General features: G+C 44.0%; 17 protein-coding genes. 9 read left to right on the top strand and 8 right to left on the bottom strand.

All coding sequences use genetic code 11. The features are described 5' to 3' along the window. Positions 1–117 precede the first annotated feature (117 nt). The 5 genes from ACFSYC_RS06150 to ACFSYC_RS06130 all read left to right on the top strand — a co-directional run bounded on the left by ACFSYC_RS06150 (position 118) and on the right by ACFSYC_RS06130 (position 5,431). Positions 118–1,677, top strand: coding sequence for an amino acid permease (locus tag ACFSYC_RS06150; protein WP_377124621.1), 1,560 nt, complete (start codon positions 118–120; stop codon positions 1,675–1,677). An 85-nt stretch (positions 1,678–1,762) separates the two neighbouring features. Then, the gene (locus ACFSYC_RS06145; RefSeq protein WP_377124619.1) at positions 1,763–2,926 is read left to right on the top strand and encodes an MFS transporter; all 1,164 of its coding nucleotides are present in this window, start codon (positions 1,763–1,765) and stop codon (positions 2,924–2,926) included. Positions 2,927–2,929: 3 nt separating this feature from the next. Then, positions 2,930–3,505 carry a MarC family protein gene (locus ACFSYC_RS06140; protein ID WP_377124617.1) on the top strand — a complete coding sequence of 192 codons (576 nt, stop codon included), beginning with the start codon at positions 2,930–2,932 and terminating at the stop codon, positions 3,503–3,505. 107 nt (positions 3,506–3,612) lie between these two features. Next, positions 3,613–3,804, top strand: a complete 192-nt coding sequence (locus ACFSYC_RS06135; protein WP_377124615.1) for a cold-shock protein — start codon at positions 3,613–3,615, stop codon at positions 3,802–3,804. An 85-nt stretch (positions 3,805–3,889) separates the two neighbouring features. Continuing rightward, positions 3,890–5,431, top strand: coding sequence for a carbon-nitrogen hydrolase family protein (locus tag ACFSYC_RS06130; protein WP_377124613.1), 1,542 nt, complete (start codon positions 3,890–3,892; stop codon positions 5,429–5,431). Between the two features lies 1 nt (position 5,432). Here the strand turns inward: ACFSYC_RS06130 and ACFSYC_RS06125 are convergent, their stop codons facing one another. From ACFSYC_RS06125 to ACFSYC_RS06110, 4 genes are read right to left on the bottom strand one after another with little or no spacing between them, the layout of a single operon-like run. Next, positions 5,433–6,602, bottom strand: coding sequence for an RsmB/NOP family class I SAM-dependent RNA methyltransferase (locus ACFSYC_RS06125; protein WP_377124611.1), 1,170 nt, complete (start codon positions 6,600–6,602; stop codon positions 5,433–5,435). Next, positions 6,599–7,837: an ABC transporter substrate-binding protein gene (locus tag ACFSYC_RS06120; RefSeq protein ID WP_377124609.1), complete on the bottom strand. Its 1,239-nt coding sequence runs from the start codon at positions 7,835–7,837 to the stop codon at positions 6,599–6,601. Before ACFSYC_RS06120 ends, ACFSYC_RS06125 begins: the two co-directional genes overlap by 4 nt. Then, positions 7,794–9,323, bottom strand: a complete 1,530-nt coding sequence (guaA, locus tag ACFSYC_RS06115) for a glutamine-hydrolyzing GMP synthase (protein ID WP_377124607.1) — start codon at positions 9,321–9,323, stop codon at positions 7,794–7,796. The genes ACFSYC_RS06120 and guaA overlap by 44 nt, the downstream gene beginning before the upstream one ends. 46 nt (positions 9,324–9,369) lie before the next feature. Further along, positions 9,370–9,996, bottom strand: a complete 627-nt coding sequence (locus tag ACFSYC_RS06110; RefSeq protein ID WP_377124605.1) for a hypothetical protein — start codon at positions 9,994–9,996, stop codon at positions 9,370–9,372. A gap of 100 nt (positions 9,997–10,096) precedes the next feature. On the opposite strand from ACFSYC_RS06110, the gene ACFSYC_RS06105 reads away from it, so the two are divergent. After that, on the top strand, positions 10,097–10,672 hold the full coding sequence (locus ACFSYC_RS06105; RefSeq protein ID WP_377124603.1) for a tetratricopeptide repeat protein: 576 nt from the start codon (positions 10,097–10,099) through the stop codon (positions 10,670–10,672). Between the two features lie 50 nt (positions 10,673–10,722). Here ACFSYC_RS06105 and ACFSYC_RS06100 read toward each other — a convergent pair whose 3' ends face one another. Together ACFSYC_RS06100 and ACFSYC_RS06095 are read right to left on the bottom strand one after the other, a co-directional pair. After that, positions 10,723–11,364 carry a porin family protein gene (locus ACFSYC_RS06100; RefSeq protein ID WP_377124601.1) on the bottom strand — a complete coding sequence of 214 codons (642 nt, stop codon included), beginning with the start codon at positions 11,362–11,364 and terminating at the stop codon, positions 10,723–10,725. Positions 11,365–11,453: 89 nt separating this feature from the next. Next, on the bottom strand, positions 11,454–12,077 hold the full coding sequence (locus ACFSYC_RS06095; RefSeq protein WP_377124598.1) for a porin family protein: 624 nt from the start codon (positions 12,075–12,077) through the stop codon (positions 11,454–11,456). 156 nt (positions 12,078–12,233) lie between these two features. Here ACFSYC_RS06095 and ACFSYC_RS06090 point away from each other — a divergent pair, with 156 nt between their 5' ends. Continuing rightward, positions 12,234–15,845 carry a DUF559 domain-containing protein gene (locus ACFSYC_RS06090; RefSeq protein ID WP_377124596.1) on the top strand — a complete coding sequence of 1,204 codons (3,612 nt, stop codon included), beginning with the start codon at positions 12,234–12,236 and terminating at the stop codon, positions 15,843–15,845. A gap of 432 nt (positions 15,846–16,277) precedes the next feature. Beyond that, positions 16,278–18,827 carry a TonB-dependent receptor domain-containing protein gene (locus ACFSYC_RS06085; RefSeq protein ID WP_377124594.1) on the top strand — a complete coding sequence of 850 codons (2,550 nt, stop codon included), beginning with the start codon at positions 16,278–16,280 and terminating at the stop codon, positions 18,825–18,827. A gap of 423 nt (positions 18,828–19,250) precedes the next feature. Here ACFSYC_RS06085 and ACFSYC_RS06080 read toward each other — a convergent pair whose 3' ends face one another. Together ACFSYC_RS06080 and ACFSYC_RS06075 are read right to left on the bottom strand one after the other, a co-directional pair. Next, a complete protein-coding gene (locus ACFSYC_RS06080; protein ID WP_377124592.1) occupies positions 19,251–20,123 on the bottom strand; it encodes an alpha/beta fold hydrolase in 873 nt (290 codons plus the stop codon). Between the two features lie 46 nt (positions 20,124–20,169). Continuing rightward, the gene (locus ACFSYC_RS06075; RefSeq protein WP_377124590.1) at positions 20,170–21,978 is read right to left on the bottom strand and encodes a MutS-related protein; all 1,809 of its coding nucleotides are present in this window, start codon (positions 21,976–21,978) and stop codon (positions 20,170–20,172) included. 83 nt (positions 21,979–22,061) lie between these two features. Between ACFSYC_RS06075 and rlmH the strand changes: the two genes are divergently transcribed. After that, entirely contained in the window at positions 22,062–22,535 is a 474-nt protein-coding gene (gene rlmH / locus ACFSYC_RS06070; RefSeq protein WP_377124588.1) for a 23S rRNA (pseudouridine(1915)-N(3))-methyltransferase RlmH, read from the top strand. Positions 22,536–22,552 lie beyond the last annotated feature (17 nt).

Raw genomic sequence — 22,552 nt, 5'->3', positions numbered from 1 at the left:
GCAAGGATGCGCGGTGGAGTACGCAACTTTTAATCACTTAATCATAAAACCGTCACATTATTTTTTTCGAAAAAATTAGCTATGTTTGGGCTAAGATTAACTGAATTTTAGACAAACATGAAGCTATTTATCAAAAAACCTTTAGCACAATTAATGGCTGCCTCTAAAGAGGGCGAAAAGACATTAAAACGTACGCTGGGTGTCGGCTCGCTTATTGCCCTGGGTATTGGTGCCATTATTGGCGCGGGTATTTTTGTGCGTACAGCAGCAGCGGCAGGCCAGCACGCCGGACCGGCAGTAACCATTTCATTTTTAATTGCAGCAGCAGGTTGCGCCCTTGCAGGCCTTTGCTATGCAGAGTTTGCCAGTATGATACCCATAGCGGGATCAGCTTACACCTACTCTTATGCCACCATGGGCGAGTTTATTGCCTGGATCATCGGTTGGGATTTGGTGTTGGAGTACGCTCTGGGTGCCGCTACCGTAGCAATTGGCTGGTCGCAATATTTCAATACTTTTTTAGAGACGTTTTTTAACGTCCATGTCCCCTTCGCGCTCTCGCACTCGCCGTTCGAGGTTTCGACAACCACAACGGGTATGTATGCCGGCGAAGTTGGCGCACACGGTATAGTAAACTTACCAGCTATTTTTATTTTATTGATGCTTACCTTATTGCTGATTAAAGGCACAGCCGAATCTGCAGCGGTAAACAACGTTATCGTTATTGTTAAGGTTGCCATTGTACTAATGATCATTGCTTTTGGCTGGAGCTTTATTAACCCTGCTTACCACACCCCATACATGATCCCTGCTGATGCAGGCTCGGTAACTACCAACACAGGTACGGTAAACTACGCCGACACGTTTAACCACGGTTGGCTGGGTGTTTTACGTGGTGCCAGTGTGGTGTTCTTTGCCTTTATTGGTTTTGATGCCGTATCAACAGCAGCACAGGAAGCTAAAAACCCGCAGAAAGATATGCCTAAAGGTATTTTGGTCTCTTTGGTGTTTTGTACTGTTTTATACATCCTGTTCTCGCACGTGTTAACAGGTTTGGTGCCTTACAAAGAGTTTTTACTGCAAGGTAAAGAAGCATCAGTAACTTACGCTATTACAGCTGCCATGGGCGGTGGTTATGGCTGGTTAGGTAAACTGGTAACGGTAGCTATTTTAGCTGGTTTCTCATCAGTTATTTTGGTGATGTTGCTGGGCCAAACCCGCGTATTCTACACCATGAGTATTGACGGATTGATCCCTTCTATATTTTCAAAATTGCACCCTAAGTTCCGTACCCCGTACAAATCTCAATGGTTGTTCTTTATCATGGTATCTATCTTCGGTGGCTTTATACCGGATAGCATTGTGGGCGACATGGTGAGTATAGGTACGCTGTTCGCGTTCGTACTGGTATGCCTTGGTATATTCATATTGCGACGTACAGACCCAGGTATCACCCGTCCGTTTAAAACACCATTATATTACATTGTTTGCCCGCTTGGCGCGCTTATATGTTTATGTATGATGGGTAGCGAAGGTTTAGAAAACTGGTTGCGCCTGTTTATTTGGATGGCTATAGGTATGGTTATTTACTTTACCTACAGTATTAAACACTCGCACGTGCGTCATGGTAAAACGGAGAGCGCTAACGATCCGCCAAACCCTAAATTTGTTGAATAACAACTTAGATACATAAGCAAAAAAGGTTCTGAATTTCAGAACCTTTTTTGCTTTTAATGCTTTTTACTGGGGATATAAGCAAACAGTGAAAAGCAACAAAAACCTCTGGATATTAGTTTTTATATGTATAATCAACTCCATTGGGTTTGGTATCATAGTGCCGCTGCTGTACACCATCGGTAAAAAGTACGGCGCTACGCCGCAAACCATCGGGTTGCTTACGGCCGCATTCTCGGTAGCGCAGTTTATAGCTACACCCTTTATGGGCGCACTGTCAGACAGGTTTGGCCGCAAGCCACTCCTCACCATTAGCTTAATAGGCACCTGCATATCCTTCCTGATGTTTACCTGGGCCGAGAGCCTGATGATCATTTTCGCTGCGCGGATACTTGACGGTTTAACGGGTGGTAACATATCTGTAGCCCAGGCCATGGTAACCGACACATCCACAGCAAAAGATCGCGCAAAGAAGTTTGGTTTCCTTAGTTCGGCCTTCGGGTTTGGTTTTGTAATTGGCCCTGCCGCGGGCGGGTTACTTAACGAGCTTGGCCCCAAAGTGCCCTTTTACTTTGCTGCCGCGATTTCATTGACAGGCATACTACTTACGATGTTCTTTTTAGAAGAAACCAATCCCGCTGCCAAGCGTAGTAAGGCGAAAAAGGACAGCAAATTCAGCTTTAAGTCATTGGTAACGGTTTTAAAGATGCCTGCCGTTGGCCTGGCTATCTTAGTTGGCTTTTTGCTCACCACCGCACAGTTTACCATGCTTATTGGTTTTCAAACCTTTACGTTAGACATCCTCAAGCTTAAGCCTACCCAGATAGGTATATTCTACGCTGCCTTTGGTGTCTCGGGTATTTTAGGGCAGCTTATTGTGCCGGGTGCTATCAAGTTTATTAAAGCCAAATCGGTCATCTTGTTAATATCTACAGCTTTGTGTTTGGCGGCCATGGCTGGCTCAGGCTTTACGGCGGTATTAATCCCATTTGCTATTTGCATATTTATTTACGGCATATTTAACGGCCTGCGCAACCCTATGCTCAACGCTATTATAGCCGACCATAACGACCCCAAACGACAAGGCGAGGTAATGGGAGTAAACCAGGCTTACATCTCTTTAGGACAGGTAATAGGGCCTATAACAGCAGGGTTTGTAGCTGTAATTTCTGTACACACGGTATTTTGGCTGGCAAGTTTTTATATTTTGATCGCGCTTTTGTTTAGCTTTATGCTCAAAGCTAAAGCGTAACCTATGCAGCCCTTCGTTTTTAAAGAAATCCTGTCAGTAACAATGATCCTCTTCGCGATCATTGATATACTGGGCGCCATCCCTGTAGTTATCCAGCTGCGCCAGCGTGCAGGGCATATCGAGTCTGAAAAAGCCAGCGTGGTGGTATTGATACTAATGATCGTTTTTTTATTTGTGGGCGATAAGTTGTTGGATATTATCGGTTTAGATATCCCTTCGTTTGCCATTGCAGGTTCATTGGTCATCTTCATAATCGCTATGGAAATGATCTTAGGCATTAACCTTTTTAAAAACAGCGAGGAACTTACCAGCACGGTGTCTATCGTTCCACTGGCTTTCCCCCTCATAGCAGGCGCCGGTACCATGACTACCCTTTTATCCTTGAAATCCGAGTATCAAACGCAAAACATATTGGTAGGCATCATCATTAATACGCTGTTTGTATACCTGGTGCTTAAAAACGTGCAATGGTTAGAAAAGCTATTTGGCAAAACCGGTATAGAGATACTGCGTAAAGCCTTCGGTGTTATTTTATTAGCTATCGCGATAAAGTTGTTTAGGAGTAATACGCACTTGTAGCAAGTCACCCTGTTAACTACAGATTATAATATTTGTTAAGTTTTTTTACCAAAACAAAAAAAAGTGAATTTAAATGCCTACCTTGGCGGCTTATTAAATACAATATAATGCAAGAAGGAACAGTAAAATTTTTTAATGAAACAAAAGGTTTCGGATTTATCACACCTAATGATGGTGGAAGCGAAATATTTGTTCATTCATCAGGTCTGATTGACAACATTCGCGAGAATAACGTTGTTAGTTTTGACATTGAGCAAGGCCGTAAAGGTCCAAACGCAGTAAATGTTAAAGTAGCTTAATACACTATATAAAATTATTGTGAAGCATCTTCTTTAACAGGGAGATGCTTTTTTATTATACCCTTTTTTTTGCAAAAATATCAGCATGACTAACGAAGATCTGAAAATAGAGTTACGTACCTTAACCAAAGACGACTATTTAGGTTTAAAATCCTCTATGATTGAAGCATACTCCGAGTGGGAAGGCGCTTCTTACTGGGGCGAATCGCATATCACCAAATTGGTTAAGATATTTCCTGAGGGGCAGATCTGTATCCTGGTTAACGGGGCTATAGCCGGTTGTGCCCTGTCATTAATAGTAGATTACGAAAAGTTTGGCGATAGCCACACCTACGCCCAGATAACAGGGAACTACAGCTTTTCTACCCACGATGAAGACGGCGACGTACTTTACGGCATTGACTTTTTTGTACACCCGGATCACCGTGGCATGCGCATAGGACGTAGGTTGTATGATGCCAGGAAAGAAATTTGTGAGCGACATAATCTTAGAGCGATAATAGCAGGCGGGCGGATACCAAAATATAAGGATTATGCCGATAAGCTAACTCCTAAAGCCTATCTTGAAAAGGTAAAAGGCAAAGAAATACATGACCCGACGCTGTCATTTCAGCTAGCGAATGATTTTCACGTCCGTAAGATTTTGAAGGGCTACCTGCCGGGTGACACCCAATCGCTTGAGTATGCATCGCTTTTAGAGTGGAACAATATTTACTATAACGAAGAAGCGGCCCACATTAACTCCAAAAAATCGGTTATCCGGATAGGTTTGGTGCAGTGGCAAATGCGGCCATTTGAAAACATGGATTCGTTATGCGAGCAAATTGAGTTTTTTGTGGATGTGATCAGCGACTATCAAAGCGACTTTGTATTGTTCCCTGAACTGTTCAACGCGCCTTTAATGACCGCTTATAACCATATGAGCGGGGCAGAAGCCATGCGCGAAATTTCGAAATACACAATCCCGCTACGCGATAGGTTTATATCTTATGCCACCAGTTATAATATCAATATTATCACCGGCAGCATGCCATACCTTGAAGATGGGGTACTACAGAATATAGGTTACCTGTGCCGCAGGGACGGGTCATATGAAATGTACCGTAAGATTCACTTAACTCCCGCAGAGCAAAGCGCCTGGGGCATGGTAGGTGGCGACCAGATCACCACGTACGATACCGATTGCGGCAAAATAGGTATTTTGATATGTTATGATGTAGAGTTTCCGGAATTGCCAAGATTATTGGCCGAGCAAGGAATGTCTATATTGTTTGTTCCGTTTATGACAGATACGCAGAATGGCTACACCAGGGTACGGAGCTGCGCCCAGGCCAGGGCGATAGAGAACGAGTGCTATGTAGCTATTGCCGGCAGTGTGGGCAATTTGCCAAAAGTACATAACATGGATATTCAGTACGCGCAATCGGCGGTATTTACGCCTTCTGATTTTGCGTTCCCGAGTAACGGCATTAAGGCCGAAGCCACACCTAATACAGAAACTACTTTGATTGCCGATGTGGATGTTGACTTGTTGAAGGAGCTGCACAGCTTTGGCGCTGTAAGAAATCTAAAAGACAGGCGACTGGATATTTATAAGATCATCAATAAAAGTAAAAAAACCGAATAATTTAAGAGGTAGGCTTAGTTAGCCGGGCCACAAACATTGTATCAGCCTTGTTTTCATATCCCGTTAACACCCTAACTTCTTCCAACTCTAAACCACATTCGGTAACCAAATAATCTACCACATCCTCATTTTCTGCCTTAAAAGCAGAGCAGGTGATGTAAATGAGTGGTTTGCCGGGTTTAAGATATTTAATAACGTTAGTGGCAATGGTTTTTTGCAGGCGTTGAAAGAAAGCCGTTTTAGGTAATTCGAACTGCGATATCATTTCGGGCGTACGGCCCCAGGTGCCGGCGCCGCTGCAGGGGGCGTCAAGTATAATGCCGTCAAACGCGTAGTTATGCAATTCCTGATCTACGTTTTGAAGCAGGTCCAGTTGTTTCTTCTGATATTTCATTAATCCCGCAGAGCGGAAACGTTCGTCAAGATTGGCTAAGATGGACTCGCGAATATCAGATACCACCAGTTTCAAATTTGGCTCCAACTCGTGCAGCAATAATGATTTGCCGCCGCTTGCCGCGCAGGCATCCCACCAGGCATCCCACTTTTGAGGTTTAAAATAGTTGGCCGTTTGCTGCGACGAATAATCTTGTACCTCAAACCAATGCTGGGTAGTAAAGATGTTTTCTAACCGTGTACCGTTGGGTAAAGCGTAACAGCCGTTCCCTTCGTCTTTAAAGGTAATATTGGCCTTTGTAAGCTCGGCCTTCACCAAATGGTCATACCCGTTGTGTACGCGTATAAACAAATCGGGCTGTACGAAAAACGATTTCAAAAATGCCTGCTTATCTATTGCCGGCGAGATCTGATCGGTCCACGGGAAAACATCCTCCAGTTTAAAATCAGGGTAGGTTTTGGTAACCAGGTCTATTTTTTCGTCGATATTAAAACCTATACAAGCCGCCCAGTCGGGTTTAAAATGCTGAATGAACGAGTTGATTTGCGTGTTGCATAAAAACTCGGCTACCATCAGGCGGTCCTCCGTGGGGGTGTTCCACAAAGCTTTACCCAACCTGAAATAGTTGTATACCAAACGGTTGGCAACCCTGCGGTCGCTAGAACCCATTTGTTTATTTTGGCGATAAAAGCCCGGTAAAAATTTGCCTAGAGGCGTTTCGGCGGGGTATTCGCCCAGTATGCGCTGAAATGTTTTAAGCTGGTTTATGGCTTTCATTCTACCTTTCTTAATTGGTAATTGCGGTAATCCATCACACTGACGTGAGTGTTGATGTAACCAACACCCGGTTTTTTAATAAAATGAAAATTGTTATGTAAACCGTTAAAATCTGTCGTTGTCAGATTTTTGATTTCGCCCTTATTTTCGCCCAACATGCGGCCAAAATACATACCCTCATCAAAGCCCTTTATGGCATAGTCTCCCGCTTCGGCACGGTAAGTTTTGCGGTAAGTACGCATGAAATTAGCAATTGCCGCCTGCTTGTAATCAATCTTATCAGAAAGGGTGATATGAGTTTTTAATCGCTGCAACAGATCTGCCTTTAAAAAGTTAAACTTCTCCCAACTTGGGTGGCCTATTAATATCACCGGATACCTTTTAGCTACAGAATCAAGCGTGCGCATAGTAGCCGCTAAAAACGCTTGATTGGTTGATGGGATAATAACTACGTTGGGCCCGCTTGTAGTAAATTGTGACAATATAGCGTTTAGGTTACCTCTTGAAACGGTTGTTTGCACAACCTGTATACGGCCTTTGCTTAAGCTGTCAATGGTGTTTTTAAACGGGGTAATGTATTCGTTCTCCTCAGTAAAGCCCGACCTTAACACAAACACCTTTTTGGGTGCGATACGGTTTTGTACGTATTTAGCAGCCGTCCGGGCGTGATATTCTAACGGCGGGGTAACGGTAATTAAATTCTGATTGTTGATAGTAGCCGGCGCCGCGGGCGATAGGGGCGATACGATAGGCTTAACCTGACCAACCAATGCGCTGCTAAAAGCTTTCAGATCGTCGGGGAAAATAGGACCTACGATCAGGTCAGACGATCGCACCTGCGGGTTAAAAGCCAATGCGTGCGATTGCGCGGTTTCGCCCTTGGTATCAAACACCTGTAATTTGTAATTATAACCCAGCGCGGTAAGCGAGTCTAAAGCCAGTTTAAAACCCTGGTAATAATCTAAAGCGATATTAGCTTGTGTTAAAGCCGGCCTTGTAAAACCCGAACTTAAATGATCAAGCCCGAAAGGCAGCAACATAGCTATGCTTGATTGCCGGGCAGGTACCGGCTTTGGTTTCGGCTCGGGTTTGGCAACAGGTGTTTCAGTACGTTTTACGGGTGGCGTTACAGGCCGCACTTTTGGCGAACATGCAGCAACAAGCAACGCTACCCCTAAAACTAAAAACCTTTTATTCCCACTCAATTGTAGCAGGCGGTTTTGAACTGATATCATATACTACCCGGTTAATTCCTTTTACGTTGTTGATGATCTCGTTAGAGATCTTGGCCAGCAGTTCGTACGGCAAATGGCACCAATCGGCAGTCATCCCGTCAACAGACTCAACAGCACGCAGCGCTACAGCGTTTTCGTAAGTACGCTCATCGCCCATAACACCTACCGACTGTACCGGTAAAAATATGGTGCCTGCCTGCCAAACTTTATCATAAACACCCGCGCTACGCAAATTGTTGATGAAAATCGAATCGGCCTCTTGTAATATTGCTATCTTTTCGGGTGTAACCTCGCCTAAGATCCTGATAGCCAGACCCGGACCCGGGAACGGGTGACGGCCCAAAATAATTTGATCAATACCTAATGACTTACCTACGCGGCGCACCTCGTCTTTAAACAAAGTGTTTAGCGGCTCAACTACCTTCAACTTCATAAAATCAGGCAAGCCGCCTACGTTATGGTGAGATTTGATGGTAGCTGACGGCCCTTTAACAGACAGGGATTCGATAACGTCAGGATAAATGGTGCCCTGGCCTAACCATTTTACGTCTTGCACCTCGTGCGCGGCATCGTCAAATACTTCGATGAACACGCGGCCAATGGCTTTGCGTTTAGCTTCGGGGTCTGTTAAGCCTGCAAGGGCATCGTAAAAACGTTGTTTGGCATCAATGCCGCGTACGTTAAGGCCCATGTGTTCGTACGAGTCCAGTACCTGTTGGTACTCGTCTTTACGTAATAAACCGTTGTCAACAAATATGCAATACAGGTTTTTGCCAATGGCATGGTGCAGCAACACTGCCGCAACCGATGAGTCAACACCACCTGATAAGCCTAACACTACTTTATCGTCGCCTATTCTTTCTTTAAGTTCTGCAACGGTGGTTTCAACAAACGAGTCGGCGGTCCAGTCTTGTGCGCATCCGCAAATGTCAACCAAAAAGTTTTGCAGCAACTGCTTGCCGTCTAAACTGTGGGTAACCTCGGGGTGGAACTGTATGCCGTACGTTTGCGTGCCGGTGATTTGATAAGCAGCAACTTTTACGCTGTCTGTACTGGCTATGATCTCGAAATCATCTGCCAGCGTTGCAATGGTATCGCCGTGCGACATCCAGGTTTGCGAGCCTACCGGGATAGCCTTAAACAGGGCATTGTCTTTATTAATGTAAGTTAAATTAGCACGGCCGTACTCGCGGGTGCTTGATGGTAGTACCTCGCCACCGTTAAAATGGGCCAAATATTGCGCGCCATAGCAAACACCCAATAAAGGTAACTTGCCATGAAACTGCTTAGTATCAATATGCAGGGCATCGTCCTGGCGTACAGAAAAAGGGCTGCCCGAAAGGATAACACCTTTTACACTGTCGTCAATTTCAGGAATTTTATTGAATGGGTGAATCTCGCAGTAAATATTGAGTTCCCTAACCCGGCGTGCTATAAGTTGCGTAAACTGCGAGCCGAAGTCAAGAATGAGGATTTTTTCTTGCATGGGCAAAGATAATTTTTTGAAGGGAAATATGAAGGGAAATTGACGCTTAAAATTGCGTTTCTTCAACATACCAACTTAAACAGTCTATACAATTAACAGCAATCGCCCTTTCAACTAATTCTACAAATTGTTCAGGAACCCAGGCATATATACACCGGTAGCCATTTGGTCTCTTTGCAAGGTAAAACCAGGTATCAATTGGTGGTAAATCATAAACATCAATAAATCCTTCTGAGCAGACCTCTGAAGCGCCATCGGTTACGGATTCATCAAAATCAGCAATCAGAATTTTTCCTTTTATGTTTTCTACACCGTCAAAGCTTAAAACAGCGTTTTCCTTTCTGCGTAGTTGGGCTGTAAATAATGAAGAGATTAAAAATTCGTTATCTCGGTTGTTTGGATCTAACGTCCATATAGTTTCCTCGAAAGATGAGTATGCGAATTTAAAAATATCTTCCCTATAGTACACCGGGTTAGTGGTGCGCAAAATAGACGCCGTGCCTTTACTGTTATCTTTTAATTGCTTGTCGCAATACTGTTTGGTGATGAATAAGTTATTGTTGAACTCTCGATCCTTGACGCTAGGGGGCAATTCCTTCGGGTTGTCATAGCTTGACCTGGCATGTCGGGTATTGGGGTCTAGTATTGATTTAAAGAAACTTATTATTCTCATCCCACCGTGTTTAAACAACAAATTTATCTTATTTAACCAAACTAAACTATTTTACATTCCTTTTTAAAAGCCGTCCAACTCAAACAACCTATATTTGACTATGCTCAAAAAGATAATAATTCTGCTACTGATAACTATCGCAGGCGTCAAGGCAAAAGCCCAAACCCCCGACGAGGTTTATGATCAATATCTTGATTTTAACCTGAAGTGCCTGGAGGGCAAAGCCGACGAGGCCATGAAAATGGGGGAGAAGATATTAAAGCTTACTGATAAGCTACCGGCCAAAAGCCGCACCAGTTTTTATAACGGGCTGGCCAAATTATATGAGGATGACAACCAATCGGTAGAGGCTATACCGCTGTATGAGAAGGTGGCAGTTGCCGAACCGAATTATTACGTTGTGCATAGGGCGCTGGGATATTTGTATGTAAAAACCGCGGACGTATGGTATGCAAAGCTATCATCCGGAGGTACGGAAGCATTTAACAGTTACAAAGCTGCTGTGCAAAAAGCCTTGCCGCATTTAGAGAAAGCCCAGGCCTGCGACCCAAGCGACGAAACGCTGGCGCTCATAAAAAAGCTATACACTGATATTAAAGATGACACGGCGTTAAAATCGCTCCAAACCAGGATAGGCACTTTGGGTAAAAAGTGTGTTGATATTTTAAGCGAATAAAAAAGGCCCGTCTCCTTTGTGGAGACGAGCCTGTATTAGTTTTTGTGAGCTTAAAAATTTATACCGACGCTAAATGCTGTACGTTGATTTTGAGCCCCGTCTTTACCATTAACCAAGATGTTTGATAACCCAAACTGACGATCTGCTTCGACAAAGAATTTTAAACCATTACTAATAGGAAATTTTAAGCCTATGCCCAAGTCTATACCGGCATCAGTGCTCGAAAAATCGCTTTTTAGGTCTGTATTGTTAAAGTTTTCTTTGGCACTTAATAAAAAGCCTACATATCCACCTCCGCTAGCATACCAGTTTTTTTCGCGGCCAAAGCTCATTTGTGCAGTGATTGGCACAGTAATATACTTTAACGGAAAATAAACACCGTTGGCATTTGGGCCACCGGTTACAGGAGCTTTCTTTATACCATCGCCGGATCCTTTAGAGTCATAATAAACCTTAGCCTTCAGGGCCCATTGTGGGTTGAAACTATAAGCAGCAGAGACAAATATGTTTGGTTCCCAAATTAAACCGGTGCCTAGGTTATACGGTTTGTTAACATCCACAAAATCGTTATCTAATGTAACGTATGAGCTGTTAATACCGGCACCAAAGCCAAATTCCAGTTTTTTGTCTTGCGCGCTGCCAGCGGTATAAACGCCCAATGCGATCAAAAGAGTAGTAAAAATTTTTTTCATAATTGGTTTTTGTTGTTTAAGTTAAAGCTAAGATAAATCTAAATTTTTGATTAGAAATAGCGCTGGTGTAATTTAACTATTACGCGGTGTTAAAAGTTTAGGCCTACGTTAAAGCTGCCCCTGCCCATTTGTGATGAGTTGGCGGCACTTTTAATCACGTTTACAAACCCCGATTGTCCATCATACTCAACAAAGAATTTAAGTTTTTCAGAAAGCGGTATTTTTACACCAATGCCCACTGCCAGGCCGGCATCAGTAGTGGCCGAATACGGTTTAACATCTAAATTAAAATCTTTAGCTTCTGCGCTTAATAAAAAGCCAACATACGGGCCAAAATTTAGGTACCAATTGCGGGTTTTACCAAAATGCCAGTTAGCCATAACAGGTACGGTAATGTAATCGTAATTGTATTGAACGCCGGTAACCGTTTTTCCGGTAGAAAGATCAGTGATAAAGCCATTACCCCAACCTTTTTTATCATAAACTACTTTTGCCTTTAAGCTCCATCTATCAGAAAAATAGTGGTCTAACGATGCTGCTACATTTAAAACGCCGATAGATTTGCTGGTCTGGCCTGACCCGCCTTCTGTAACATACGAGGCGCCATAGCCTATGCCTAGCCCAAATTCCGTTTGTCCTTTTGTTACTTGTGCTTGTGTTAATGAGCATGCGCCCACCATCAATAATAGTGTGGTAAATATTTTTTTCATCATTGTGATCTTTAAGGTGCTGCGAAGATAATTTAAAAATGCACTTTCAAAAGCACCACAAAAGATAATCAACTTAAAACATACGCCTTCGTCATTATTGGCGGTAAATAATATGGATTTTGTTAAATTCGCGGTTTGAACAACTGTTAGCGTACAATAATGGATTATCAATTTAAAGATATAGAGCAAAAGTGGCAGCAATTTTGGGCCGACAATCAAACGTTTAAAGCCGAAGATAAAAGCGACAAACCCAAGTACTATGTGCTTGATATGTTTCCGTACCCATCGGGGGCCGGTTTGCATGTGGGCCATCCGCTGGGCTACATTGCTTCTGATGTTTTTGCACGCTACAAACGCCTGAAAGGCTTTAACGTATTGCACCCAATGGGTTACGATAGCTTTGGCTTGCCGGCCGAGCAATACGCTATACAAACCGGGCAGCACCCCGCCGTAACTACCGAGGCTAACATTGCTACTTACCGCCGCCAGTTAGACCAGATAGGTTTTTCGTTCGACTGGAGCCGCGAGGTACGCACCAGTTCGCCCGATTACTATAAATGGACGCAGTGGATTTTTATGCAGTTGTTTAACAGCTGGTATAATAAAGCTGCCGACAAAGCCGAAAGCATTGCACAACTGGTTGCTCATTTTGAAAGCAACGGATCTGCAGGCATCAACGCGGTTTGCGATGAAGAAATATCCACTTTTACTGCCGACGAGTGGAAAGCCATGAGCAACCCCGTACAGCAAAACGAGTTGTTAAAGTATCGCCTTACCTACCTGCGCGAAAGTACCGTAAACTGGTGCGCCGCCTTAGGTACTGTATTAGCTAACGACGAGGTAAAAGACGGCTTTAGCGAGCGCGGCGGCTACCCTGTCGAGCAAAAGAAAATGATGCAGTGGAGCATGCGCATTACCGCCTATGCCGAACGCTTATTGCAAGGGCTGGACAAAATAGACTGGCCTGAACCACTAAAAGAAATGCAGCGAAACTGGATAGGTAAAAGTACCGGTGCATCTGTAAAATTCCCGATAAGCCCCACCCAACCCTCCCCGGAAGGGAGGGCTATGAGTGCGGGTAAAGTCTCCCCAACCGGGGGAGATTTAGAGGACAGCCCCACCCCACCCTCCCCGGAAGGGAGGGCTTTAAAGGAGGCTAATCAAAAAGTCCCCCCTACCGGGGGAGATTTAGAGGGGGCTATAAACTTAGAGGGGGCTGCCATCGAAGTATTTACTACCCGTGTTGATACTGTTTTTGGCGTTACGTTTTTGGTAATTGCCCCGGAACATGAGCTGGTAGCCGGGTTGACCACCGCTGATCAAAAAGCAGAGATTGAGGCTTATATTGTCCAAACTAAAAAGAAATCAGAGTTAGATAGAATGGCTGATGCCAAAACGGTATCGGGTGCTTTTACGGGCAGCTATGTTATTAACCCGCTTAATGACCAGAAAGTGCCGATCTACATTGCCGATTACGTTTTGGCAGGATATGGTACCGGTGCGGTTATGGCTGTACCAAGCGGCGACCAGCGCGATTATTTGTTTGCGAAGCATTTTGGCTTGCCGATTATTCAGATCCTCGATGCCCAGAACACGGAGACCGAAGCCGACCCAACTAAGGAAGGTGCGTACGTTAACTCAAGTTTTATAAACGGTTTAGGTTATAAAGAAGCCACAGCAGCAGTTGTTGCTAAATTGGAAGAACTTGGCCTTGGCAAAGCCAAAATTAATTTCCGGATGCGCGACGCTATTTTTGGCCGTCAGCGTTATTGGGGCGAGCCGGTGCCGGTTTATTTTAAAGACGGATTACCACATTTAATTACAGAGGGCGATTTGCCACTGCTATTGCCCGAAGTTGATAAATACCTGCCAACCGAAAGCGGCGAACCACCATTAGGCCGTGCCGAAGGCTGGAATTACAAACCGAGCCCAGCCCCCTCTAAATCTCCCCCGGTAGGGGAGACTTCGGCGGAGCACAAGGCCGGTAATTACAGAGAGACCGCAGACCCTGTGTACTACGACCAACTGAAAGACTACAGTCGCGGTAACAGAAACCAACCTACCGAAGCAGAAAATATCTTGTGGCAGTTTCTGAGAAAGGACCAAACTGGTTATAAATTTAGACGCCAACACGTGATAGATCAATTTATTGCTGATTTTGTATCGTTAGAAAAAGGATTGATCGTTGAACTGGATGGTCATCACCATAAATTAATTAAGGAAGCTGATGATGCCCGAACCGAAGTGTTAAAGCATTTTGGTTTTCAGGTAATTAGGTTTACAAATGACGAGGTCTTACAAAATCCCCAGCATGTATTTGATCAAATAAAAGAAAAGCTTGCTTTATTGCCAGAAAGAGATAAATCCCATTTCACGGGAGAGGGCAGCCCCACCCAACCCTCCCCGGAAGAGGGCAGCCCCACCCAACCCTCCCCGGAAGGGAGGGCTTTAAATGAAGCTAATCAAAAAGTCTCCCCAACCGGGGGAGATTTAGAGGACAGCCCCACCCCACCCTCCCCGGAAGGGAGGGCTTTAAAGGAGGCTAATCAAAAAGTCTCCCCTACCGGGGGAGATTTAGAGGGGGCTGAATATGCTTACGAACTAAGCACCATGCCGGGCTGGGCCGGAAGCAGCTGGTACTGGTACCGCTATATGGATGCACAAAACGACAAGGAATTTGCATCGAAAGAAGTCATCGCTTACTGGAAAGATGTTGATTTGTACATTGGTGGCAGCGAGCATGCTACCGGGCACCTGTTATACAGCCGTTTCTGGAACAAGTTTATGAAGGATCTTGACCTGGTAGTGGAAGAAGAGCCATTTAAAAAGCTTATTAATCAGGGCATGATCCAGGGGAGATCAAACTTTGTTTACCGTTTAGTAGACGAGGAAGGCAAAGGCACCAATACTTTTGTATCTCACGGCTTAATCAGCCAATACAAAACCACGCCTTTACATGTAGATGTCAATATTGTTGACAACGAGACCTTAAATACCGACAAATTTAAAACCTGGCGAGAGGATTTTGCCAACGCCGAATTCATTTTCGAAAACGGCAAATACGTCTGCGGTGTCGAAGTTGAAAAGATGTCAAAATCTAAATTCAACGTGGTAAATCCCGACGATCTGATTGCTCGTTACGGCGCCGATACCTTGCGTATGTACGAGATGTTCCTTGGTCCGCTTGAGCAAAGCAAACCGTGGAATACCAATGGCATTGAGGGTGTCTTTAAATTCTTGCGTAAGTTTTGGCGCTTATTCCATAACGATGCCTGGGAGTTTGGCGTAGCCAATGCCGAGCCTACAAAAGCTGAGCTGAAAGCGTTACATAAGATCATCCGTAAGGTAGAGGAGGATGTTGAGCGTTTCTCGTTCAATACTTCGGTATCCAGCTTTATGATCGCGGTAAATGAGCTAACTGATCTTAAATGTAATAACCGTGTGGTGTTGCAAGATCTGGTTGTGGTATTGTCGGCTTATGCGCCACACATTTGCGAGGAAATTTGGACGCTGTTAGGTAACCCGGCCGGCACATTATCATACGCGCCATATCCTACGTTTAACCCAAGCTATTTGGTGGAGGATGAATTTGCATACCCGATATCCATCAACGGTAAAACTAAAATGAACCTGAGCATATCTTTAACCCTTGAACCTAAAGATATAGAGGCCCTTGTTTTAGCTAACGCCGACGTACAACGCTATCTTGACGGCAAGCAACCTAAAAAGGTTATTGTAGTAAAGGGCCGGATTGTAAATATGGTAGTGTAGAACCACAAAATAACGTTGTCATTTCGACGAAAGGATAAATCTATACACGCGTTAATTGATTGTGTATAGATTTCTCTCTACGTTCGAAATGACAATCTGAAAAAACGGGTTAAAAACTCAGCCTATGCAAATCCCTGCCTCGACGATATAGGGAGAAAACTTTCACCATCCTGTCATGCTGAGGTACGAAGCATCTTGTCGCTAACGCTCAGAATGACAAATCACGGGCATCGATAACTATTCCAGGTGTGTCACTACCTAACCGCGAGTAATTTGGGACAGACAAAGCAAAATCGCCTGACCCAAGCTTTTAATTATGGTGTTTTACCCCCATTGTAACATCTACAATCATAATCGATATAAATTGTAATAAAATTACCGTTGTGTTGTAACAATTACACTAATTTTGCGCCTTATTATTAAAACCTTAAAATGAAACGTATAATTCTACTTATAACAATAATTTGTTCTGTAGTTACTGCTAAAGCTCAGTTTGGTATTGGCGGCGGCTCAACCATTGTGGGTAAAGTAACCGGAACGGTTGTTGATTCAATCACCAAAAAACCTTTAGACTACGCTACTGTAGCTATATATCGCGCCACCGGCAGCTCGCCAATAAATGGTGTGGTTACCGACGAAAAAGGAAATTTCCAGATAAACGGTGTTAAACCCGGCGAATACAAATTGGGGGTATCCTTTATTGGTTATCCACTTAAAATGGTAACGGGTGTTGTTACTACAGATTCAAAACCAGACAAAGGCATGGGTATTATTATACTTGCCCCAAGCGCTAAGGTACTTAAAGAGGTTACTGTAACAGGTGTTGCCGCTTTGGTAGAAAACAAAATAGACAAGCTGGTTTACAACGCCGAAAAGGATGTAACCTCTGCCGGTGGTAACGCTACCGATGTTTTACAAAAAGTGCCATTGGTATCTGTTGATATGAATGGTAACGTAGCCCTGCGTGGCGATCAAAACGTGCGCGTATTGATAAATGGTAAACCATCGGGAGCTGCTGCAGCCAGTGTGTCTGATCTTTTGAAGACCATCCCTGCTGATCAGATAAAAAGTATCGAAGTGATTACCTCACCGTCTGCTAAATACGATGCAGAGGGTTCTGGTGGTATCCTTAACATCATCACCAAATCAAAAAATGCTTCGGGCGTTAGTGGTTCTATCAGCGGTGGCGTGGGTACCCGTCAAAACAATGGTAACGCCAACTTTAACTATAATAAAAACAGGTTTAGCTTATCGGCAAATGTGGGTGGCAACTCAACATGGCCGCAAACTACCCGTACCGAGGTTGAACAGACATTAAAGTCGACCGGGATAGACGCGCGTAACTTTACAACAAACAACAGCGAAATGCGCAGACACGGCCTTACCGGGTCGCTTACGGCGGGTTATGAAGTTAATGCGTTTAACAGCATTAACAGCACTATTAGGGTAAACGACGGTAAGTTTGACTTTAACGGCTACGGCACTACCACCCGTACGGATAATCTTACCCCGGCCAACTCAAGCGCTTTTACCAACAATAGCACAAATAAAAATCAGTTTCAGGGTTTTGACTGGAATGTAGATTATACCCATAAGTTTAAAAAAGAAGGTCATGAGGTTATTGTATCCGGCCAGTGGAGCCATAGTACGATAAAGGCCGATTACATGAACTTATTTAGCTCAACCAACCCGAGCCAAAAAGGTAACAACGATGGTAAAAATGATGAATATACCGCGCAGATTGATTATGTTTTGCCTGTAAGCAAACTATTAAAATTAGAAGCTGGTGGTAAAACCATTCAAAGACGTATAAACAGTATCTATAATATATACAACACAGACTCAAACGGCGGCAACGCCATTTTTGATGTCAACAACTCTAACTTATACTATTATAACCAGAACGTATACGCGGGTTATTCGGTATTAACTTTCACCTTACCTAAAAGCTATGCTGTGTTAGTAGGCGGACGTTATGAAAATACGGCCATTACCGGCGATCCGCAGAATCCATATCAAACCTCGGGCTCAACTACTTTCCAGGACTTAAAGCCATTTACTGCTAATTATCATACCTATATACCCAGCTTAACCGTACAGAAAGTTTTTGGTACTAATACAGTAAAGGCCAGCTATAGCAAACGTATACAACGCCCAAGTTTACAGGTGTTAAATCCGTTTATTAACCGTAGCCAGGCGCAATCGCAATCTGTTGGTAACCCTAATTTGTCGCCAGAAACATCGCAGACATTTGAGTTAAACTATAACGCTTTTATCAAAACGTCGGTAGTAAACTTCTCGGTTTATTATAAAAAGACGGATAATATGATAGAGGCTATAAACGCAACTATCCGCGAAACTATTAATGGTAAAGAGATACAGGGTACACGTTCAACTACAAACAACGTAGCGGTTAACAACTCGGTTGGTGCAAGCTTTTTTGGGTCGATAAACCCTATTAAGATTTTAACCATACGCGGTACTGTAAACGTATTTACGTATAACCCTACAGTATATGATCAATATGCTGCCTTTATCAATCAAGACGCTTTAAAAACACGCATGGTATCAACTGCCATGGGTAGTTTGCAGCTTAACCTACCAAAAAATTTGGTGATGGAAGGCTTTGGCTTTGTTAACTCATCGCGCAGAACAATACAAGGCGCAAGCCCGGCATTTGGTATTTACGGTTTCGGTTTGAAAAAACAGTTTGCCGACAAAAGAGCTTCTATCGGCTTTAACACGGTGCAGCCATTTGCGGTTAACAAATCATTCGAGCAGGATGTATCAAGCAGTACTTTCAGAACCAAATCTAAAACCCTGGTTCCATTCCAATCATTTGGTTTAACGTTTAGCTATAGCTTTGGTAAAATGAGCTTTGGCCCAACCAACCCAATGCAGAAGAAAAAAGGTGTTAACAACGATGACGTTATCCAGGGCGGCGACCAAAGCGGCATGGGCGGCGCACCGGCCAGGCAATAATAGCAATAGCTTATATGAAAAAGCGATGAGTGAAAACTCATCGCTTTTTTTTGTGCCCAAATTAACCCCGAATAAACCTTATAAAACCCGGCCGCTTCCACTAAAAACACAGCGTTTGGTGCGATGTTGCAGCGGTTTTGGTTGGATAATTAGCAGTAATTGAGGTGGGCAGGTGGCTATATTGCGTTGGAAAATTTAAGAAAAATTGCCAAACTTGTTTCATTATCGCAAAAATGACACATTTATAACTTGTTTACTATCAGTTAGTTATTTAAAATTCTTGCTTCATTTTGTTTCACCTATTTTTCGCAACTTACTCATTGCCAATGTCTTAATTCAAAATCTTGTTTCACTTGTTTCATCTGTGTCACACACGCGTGAAACAAACAAACGTTTTACCAGCTAATGGCTGTGCTGATATCGTTACTTCTTCAAAAACTCACCAATCAAAATTGCGGTGGCCTGTGGCGCTTTGTTACCGTCGTTAGGCGACCCCATTTCGCCAAAAAACTGGCCGTGCATGCCGGGCAGCACAACCAGGCCTGAGCCATCAATTAAGCGCGACATAGCCAAGGTATGTTCAACACTAATGACGTCCTTATCGGCAACCATAAACAGGGCAGGGGCTTTAATAGCGCGGAGGGCATCGTCGCTAATGTCCTTAAAATCTATCATGCGTTGCTTGTCCTTGTTAAACATATTGAGCAGGCCGGCCTGGTTAGGTGTAACCTTAAGGTAAGCATCCTTTAAGGGTTGGGGCATGGTTTCAAACGCGGCCGTCTTCATAAAGTCAAAGAAGCCCGTCATAAAGCCATCGCGCTTATACGCGCCCGCCATCACCACCATCTTGTTAACCAGCTGTGGATGCCTCATGGCTATTTGCAGGGTGGTGGTGCCACCGTTGCTGAAGCCTACAATATTCGCTTTAGCTACCTTAAGGGACGTTAACAGGCCGGCCACATCATCAGCATCCTGTTCAAACGATTCGGGTGCGTTGCGGTCGCTGGTACGGCCATGGGCCTGTAGCTCAACGGCGATGACCTTTTGGTCCGTAGCCAGCAAAGGCAGCAGCACACCAAAAGAGGTTTCAATGGTTGAGCCACCGCCGTGGATCAATATCAGGGGCGTGCCGTTACCTTCGCCATGTATCTCGTAATACATTGTAATGCCGTTTACCGGCGCATGGCCAGCTGCTGTCAATATTGTCATAAGGTTGATGGTTTGGTTCTGAGCGGTTGTTTGCATGGTCGATAGCATAGGTAAACCGGCAAGCAACAGGTTCATAATGGTTCTCATTAGTTTTAGGTTATACGGACCATAGCCGGTCCGCTAAGGCGCTAACCTAAGCAGTCGGGATATGTATGCCAATCCGTTTCAATAGCATCGTAGCGTTAAAGGTTTTGCACTCGCCGTGCTTCATCTTATAATCAAACAGCATTTCGCCCTCTATCACCTGTATGTCGAAATAAAAATTGCGCACGTATGCGGGATAGTCTGCTTCCAGCTTGGCAATCTCCAGATCGTGTGTGGCTACCATGCCAACGCCCTTTTTGGCTATCAGCTGCTCAATAACCGCTTTAGAGCCCAGGTACTTATCAACCGAGTTAGTACCGCGCAGCATCTCGTCAATCAAAAAGAACACCTTATACTCCTGTTCAACAGCGGCCAGCAGCATCTGCAGGCGATCAAGCTCTGCCTTAAAGGTAGAGGTGCTCTCGTTAAGCGAATCTTTGATCCGCATATAGCTCACCATCGTCATTACAGATACTGTCATACTGTTGGCGCATACCTGCGCGCCGGCCAGCGCCAATACTGTGTTGATACCAACGGTGCGCAAAAACGTGCTCTTACCGGCCATGTTTGATCCGGTGATGATGTCAATCTTAAAGGTGTCTGTCAGCTCGTAATCGTTAGTCACCCGATTTTTCGTGCTAATGAGCGGATGAGCGAGATCGTTAGCCACCAAGGTATAAGCTGCGCCATCCTCAATTTGAGGGGTGGCCCAGTCAGGGTAGTTGTGTTGAATGCCTGCAATACTTGCGAGTGCTTCAAAGCCCGCTATCACCTCAAAAGCATCTTCTAAACTCTCGTGGTTATTGCGTTTCCATTGTTCAATGGCTATGGTTTGTTTAAGCGCCCATAGCAGGAAAACGTTTAACACAAACCCGACAACCATGATCAGATTGTAGCTAAGCTTGTCTATAAGCTTAGCCAGTTGGGCTATGTTTTTCGAGGTATGGTTGTCTTTAATGGTTTTGGCTAACGCGATGTTGTGCTTAGCTTGCCAACTCTGATTTTCTATCTTATCAAATACTACCGAGTAACTGGCCAGGGTCTTGCTGATCTTATCTGCAATAGCAGACGACTTTGCAATATAGCTGCCCTTCGTTACTACAATGACCAGGTTGGCCGCCCCAAGTAGCAGTACCGCCAATTGCGCTATCGGCCAAAATAAACTGGCTACGATACTTGCAGACAGCAAATAAGGAGCAACCTTTATATATTTCAAAATAGCTTGTTCACCAGGGATATTAAGCGGCGCTTTTAAATAGGCAAACAGTCCTTTCAGCTGGTTAGTATCTGTTTTATTGGCAAATAACAGCAGCGTTTGAAACTCCAGTTTCCATTGGTTTTTGTCAACTATTTCGGCAGCTGCCTCTTGTCTTTCAACTATGATATCCTTTTTAGCCGGGGCGCTTAGCCATGTCGCCAACCGGTTGCTGCCTAAACTGGTCGCCGCACGGTTTATCAGCTGAAACAGCGATGCGTGTCCAAAAATGTCCAGATCCGAGGTGTAAAAATGTTTGTCGTTACCAAAGGCCGAGCCGTTGTCATATATGTTGCCACGAGTTTGTATACTGTTAATCTCGTTTTGATTTACGAGCGCAAGGTCATTAAAATACCTCATCTGTCGCTCATACTTGCTTTGGCGCGATACCAGCCAGGCAAAAGCAAACACAAGCACTACAACAGATATAGCTATAAAAGTGAAATTATCATTGGTGGCGCCTATCCATACACTTATAAATAAGCCGACAAATATTGCCAACCGCATCAATGAGTATTCGTTGGCCTGTTGCTTAAACTTTTGAGCTTGGGCAGTTGCCTGTTGGGTGTTTTGGGTGTATTGATCTATAATGTTCTGTTCCATTCGGCAAATAAATTCTGTCAAAATAAGCACTAATATTCTAATTAACCGTTTATTTGACGGCAGAAATAGACAATTGTTTCTTTATGAAGATAACCTTTTTAACCATTGGCAAAACCGAGGACGCCTATTTGAGGGACGGCATAGACAAATATGTTAAACGCCTAAAACACTATACCAAACTGGAAATGGTTGACTTGTCCGAACTTAAGAACACCAAAGCACTCACCGAGCCACAACAAAAAGTCAAAGAAGCGGAGTTGCTGCTTAAAAAGATCTCGCCTTTAGACCATGTTATTTTACTGGACGACAAAGGGATGGAGTTGACATCTAGACAATTCGCCGCGTTTTTAGACAAAAAATCCATAGGCTCAACCACAAGCCTGGTATTTATAGTTGGGGGCCCGTACGGGTTTGATCCATCTGTTTATGAAAGGGCAAACGATAAGCTGTCACTATCGCGAATGACGTTTTCGCATCAGATGATACGCTTGCTATTTGTTGAGCAGTTGTATAGAGCTTATACGATCCTAAAGGGTGAGCCGTATCATCACGAGTAGGTGTGTTTTCAAATCCC

This window comes from Mucilaginibacter antarcticus (assembly GCF_042686155.1).
Lineage (GTDB): Bacteria > Bacteroidota > Bacteroidia > Sphingobacteriales > Sphingobacteriaceae > Mucilaginibacter > Mucilaginibacter antarcticus.
The sequence above is the reverse complement of the archived record's forward strand: the minus strand, read 5'-3'. Positions and strand labels throughout refer to the sequence as shown.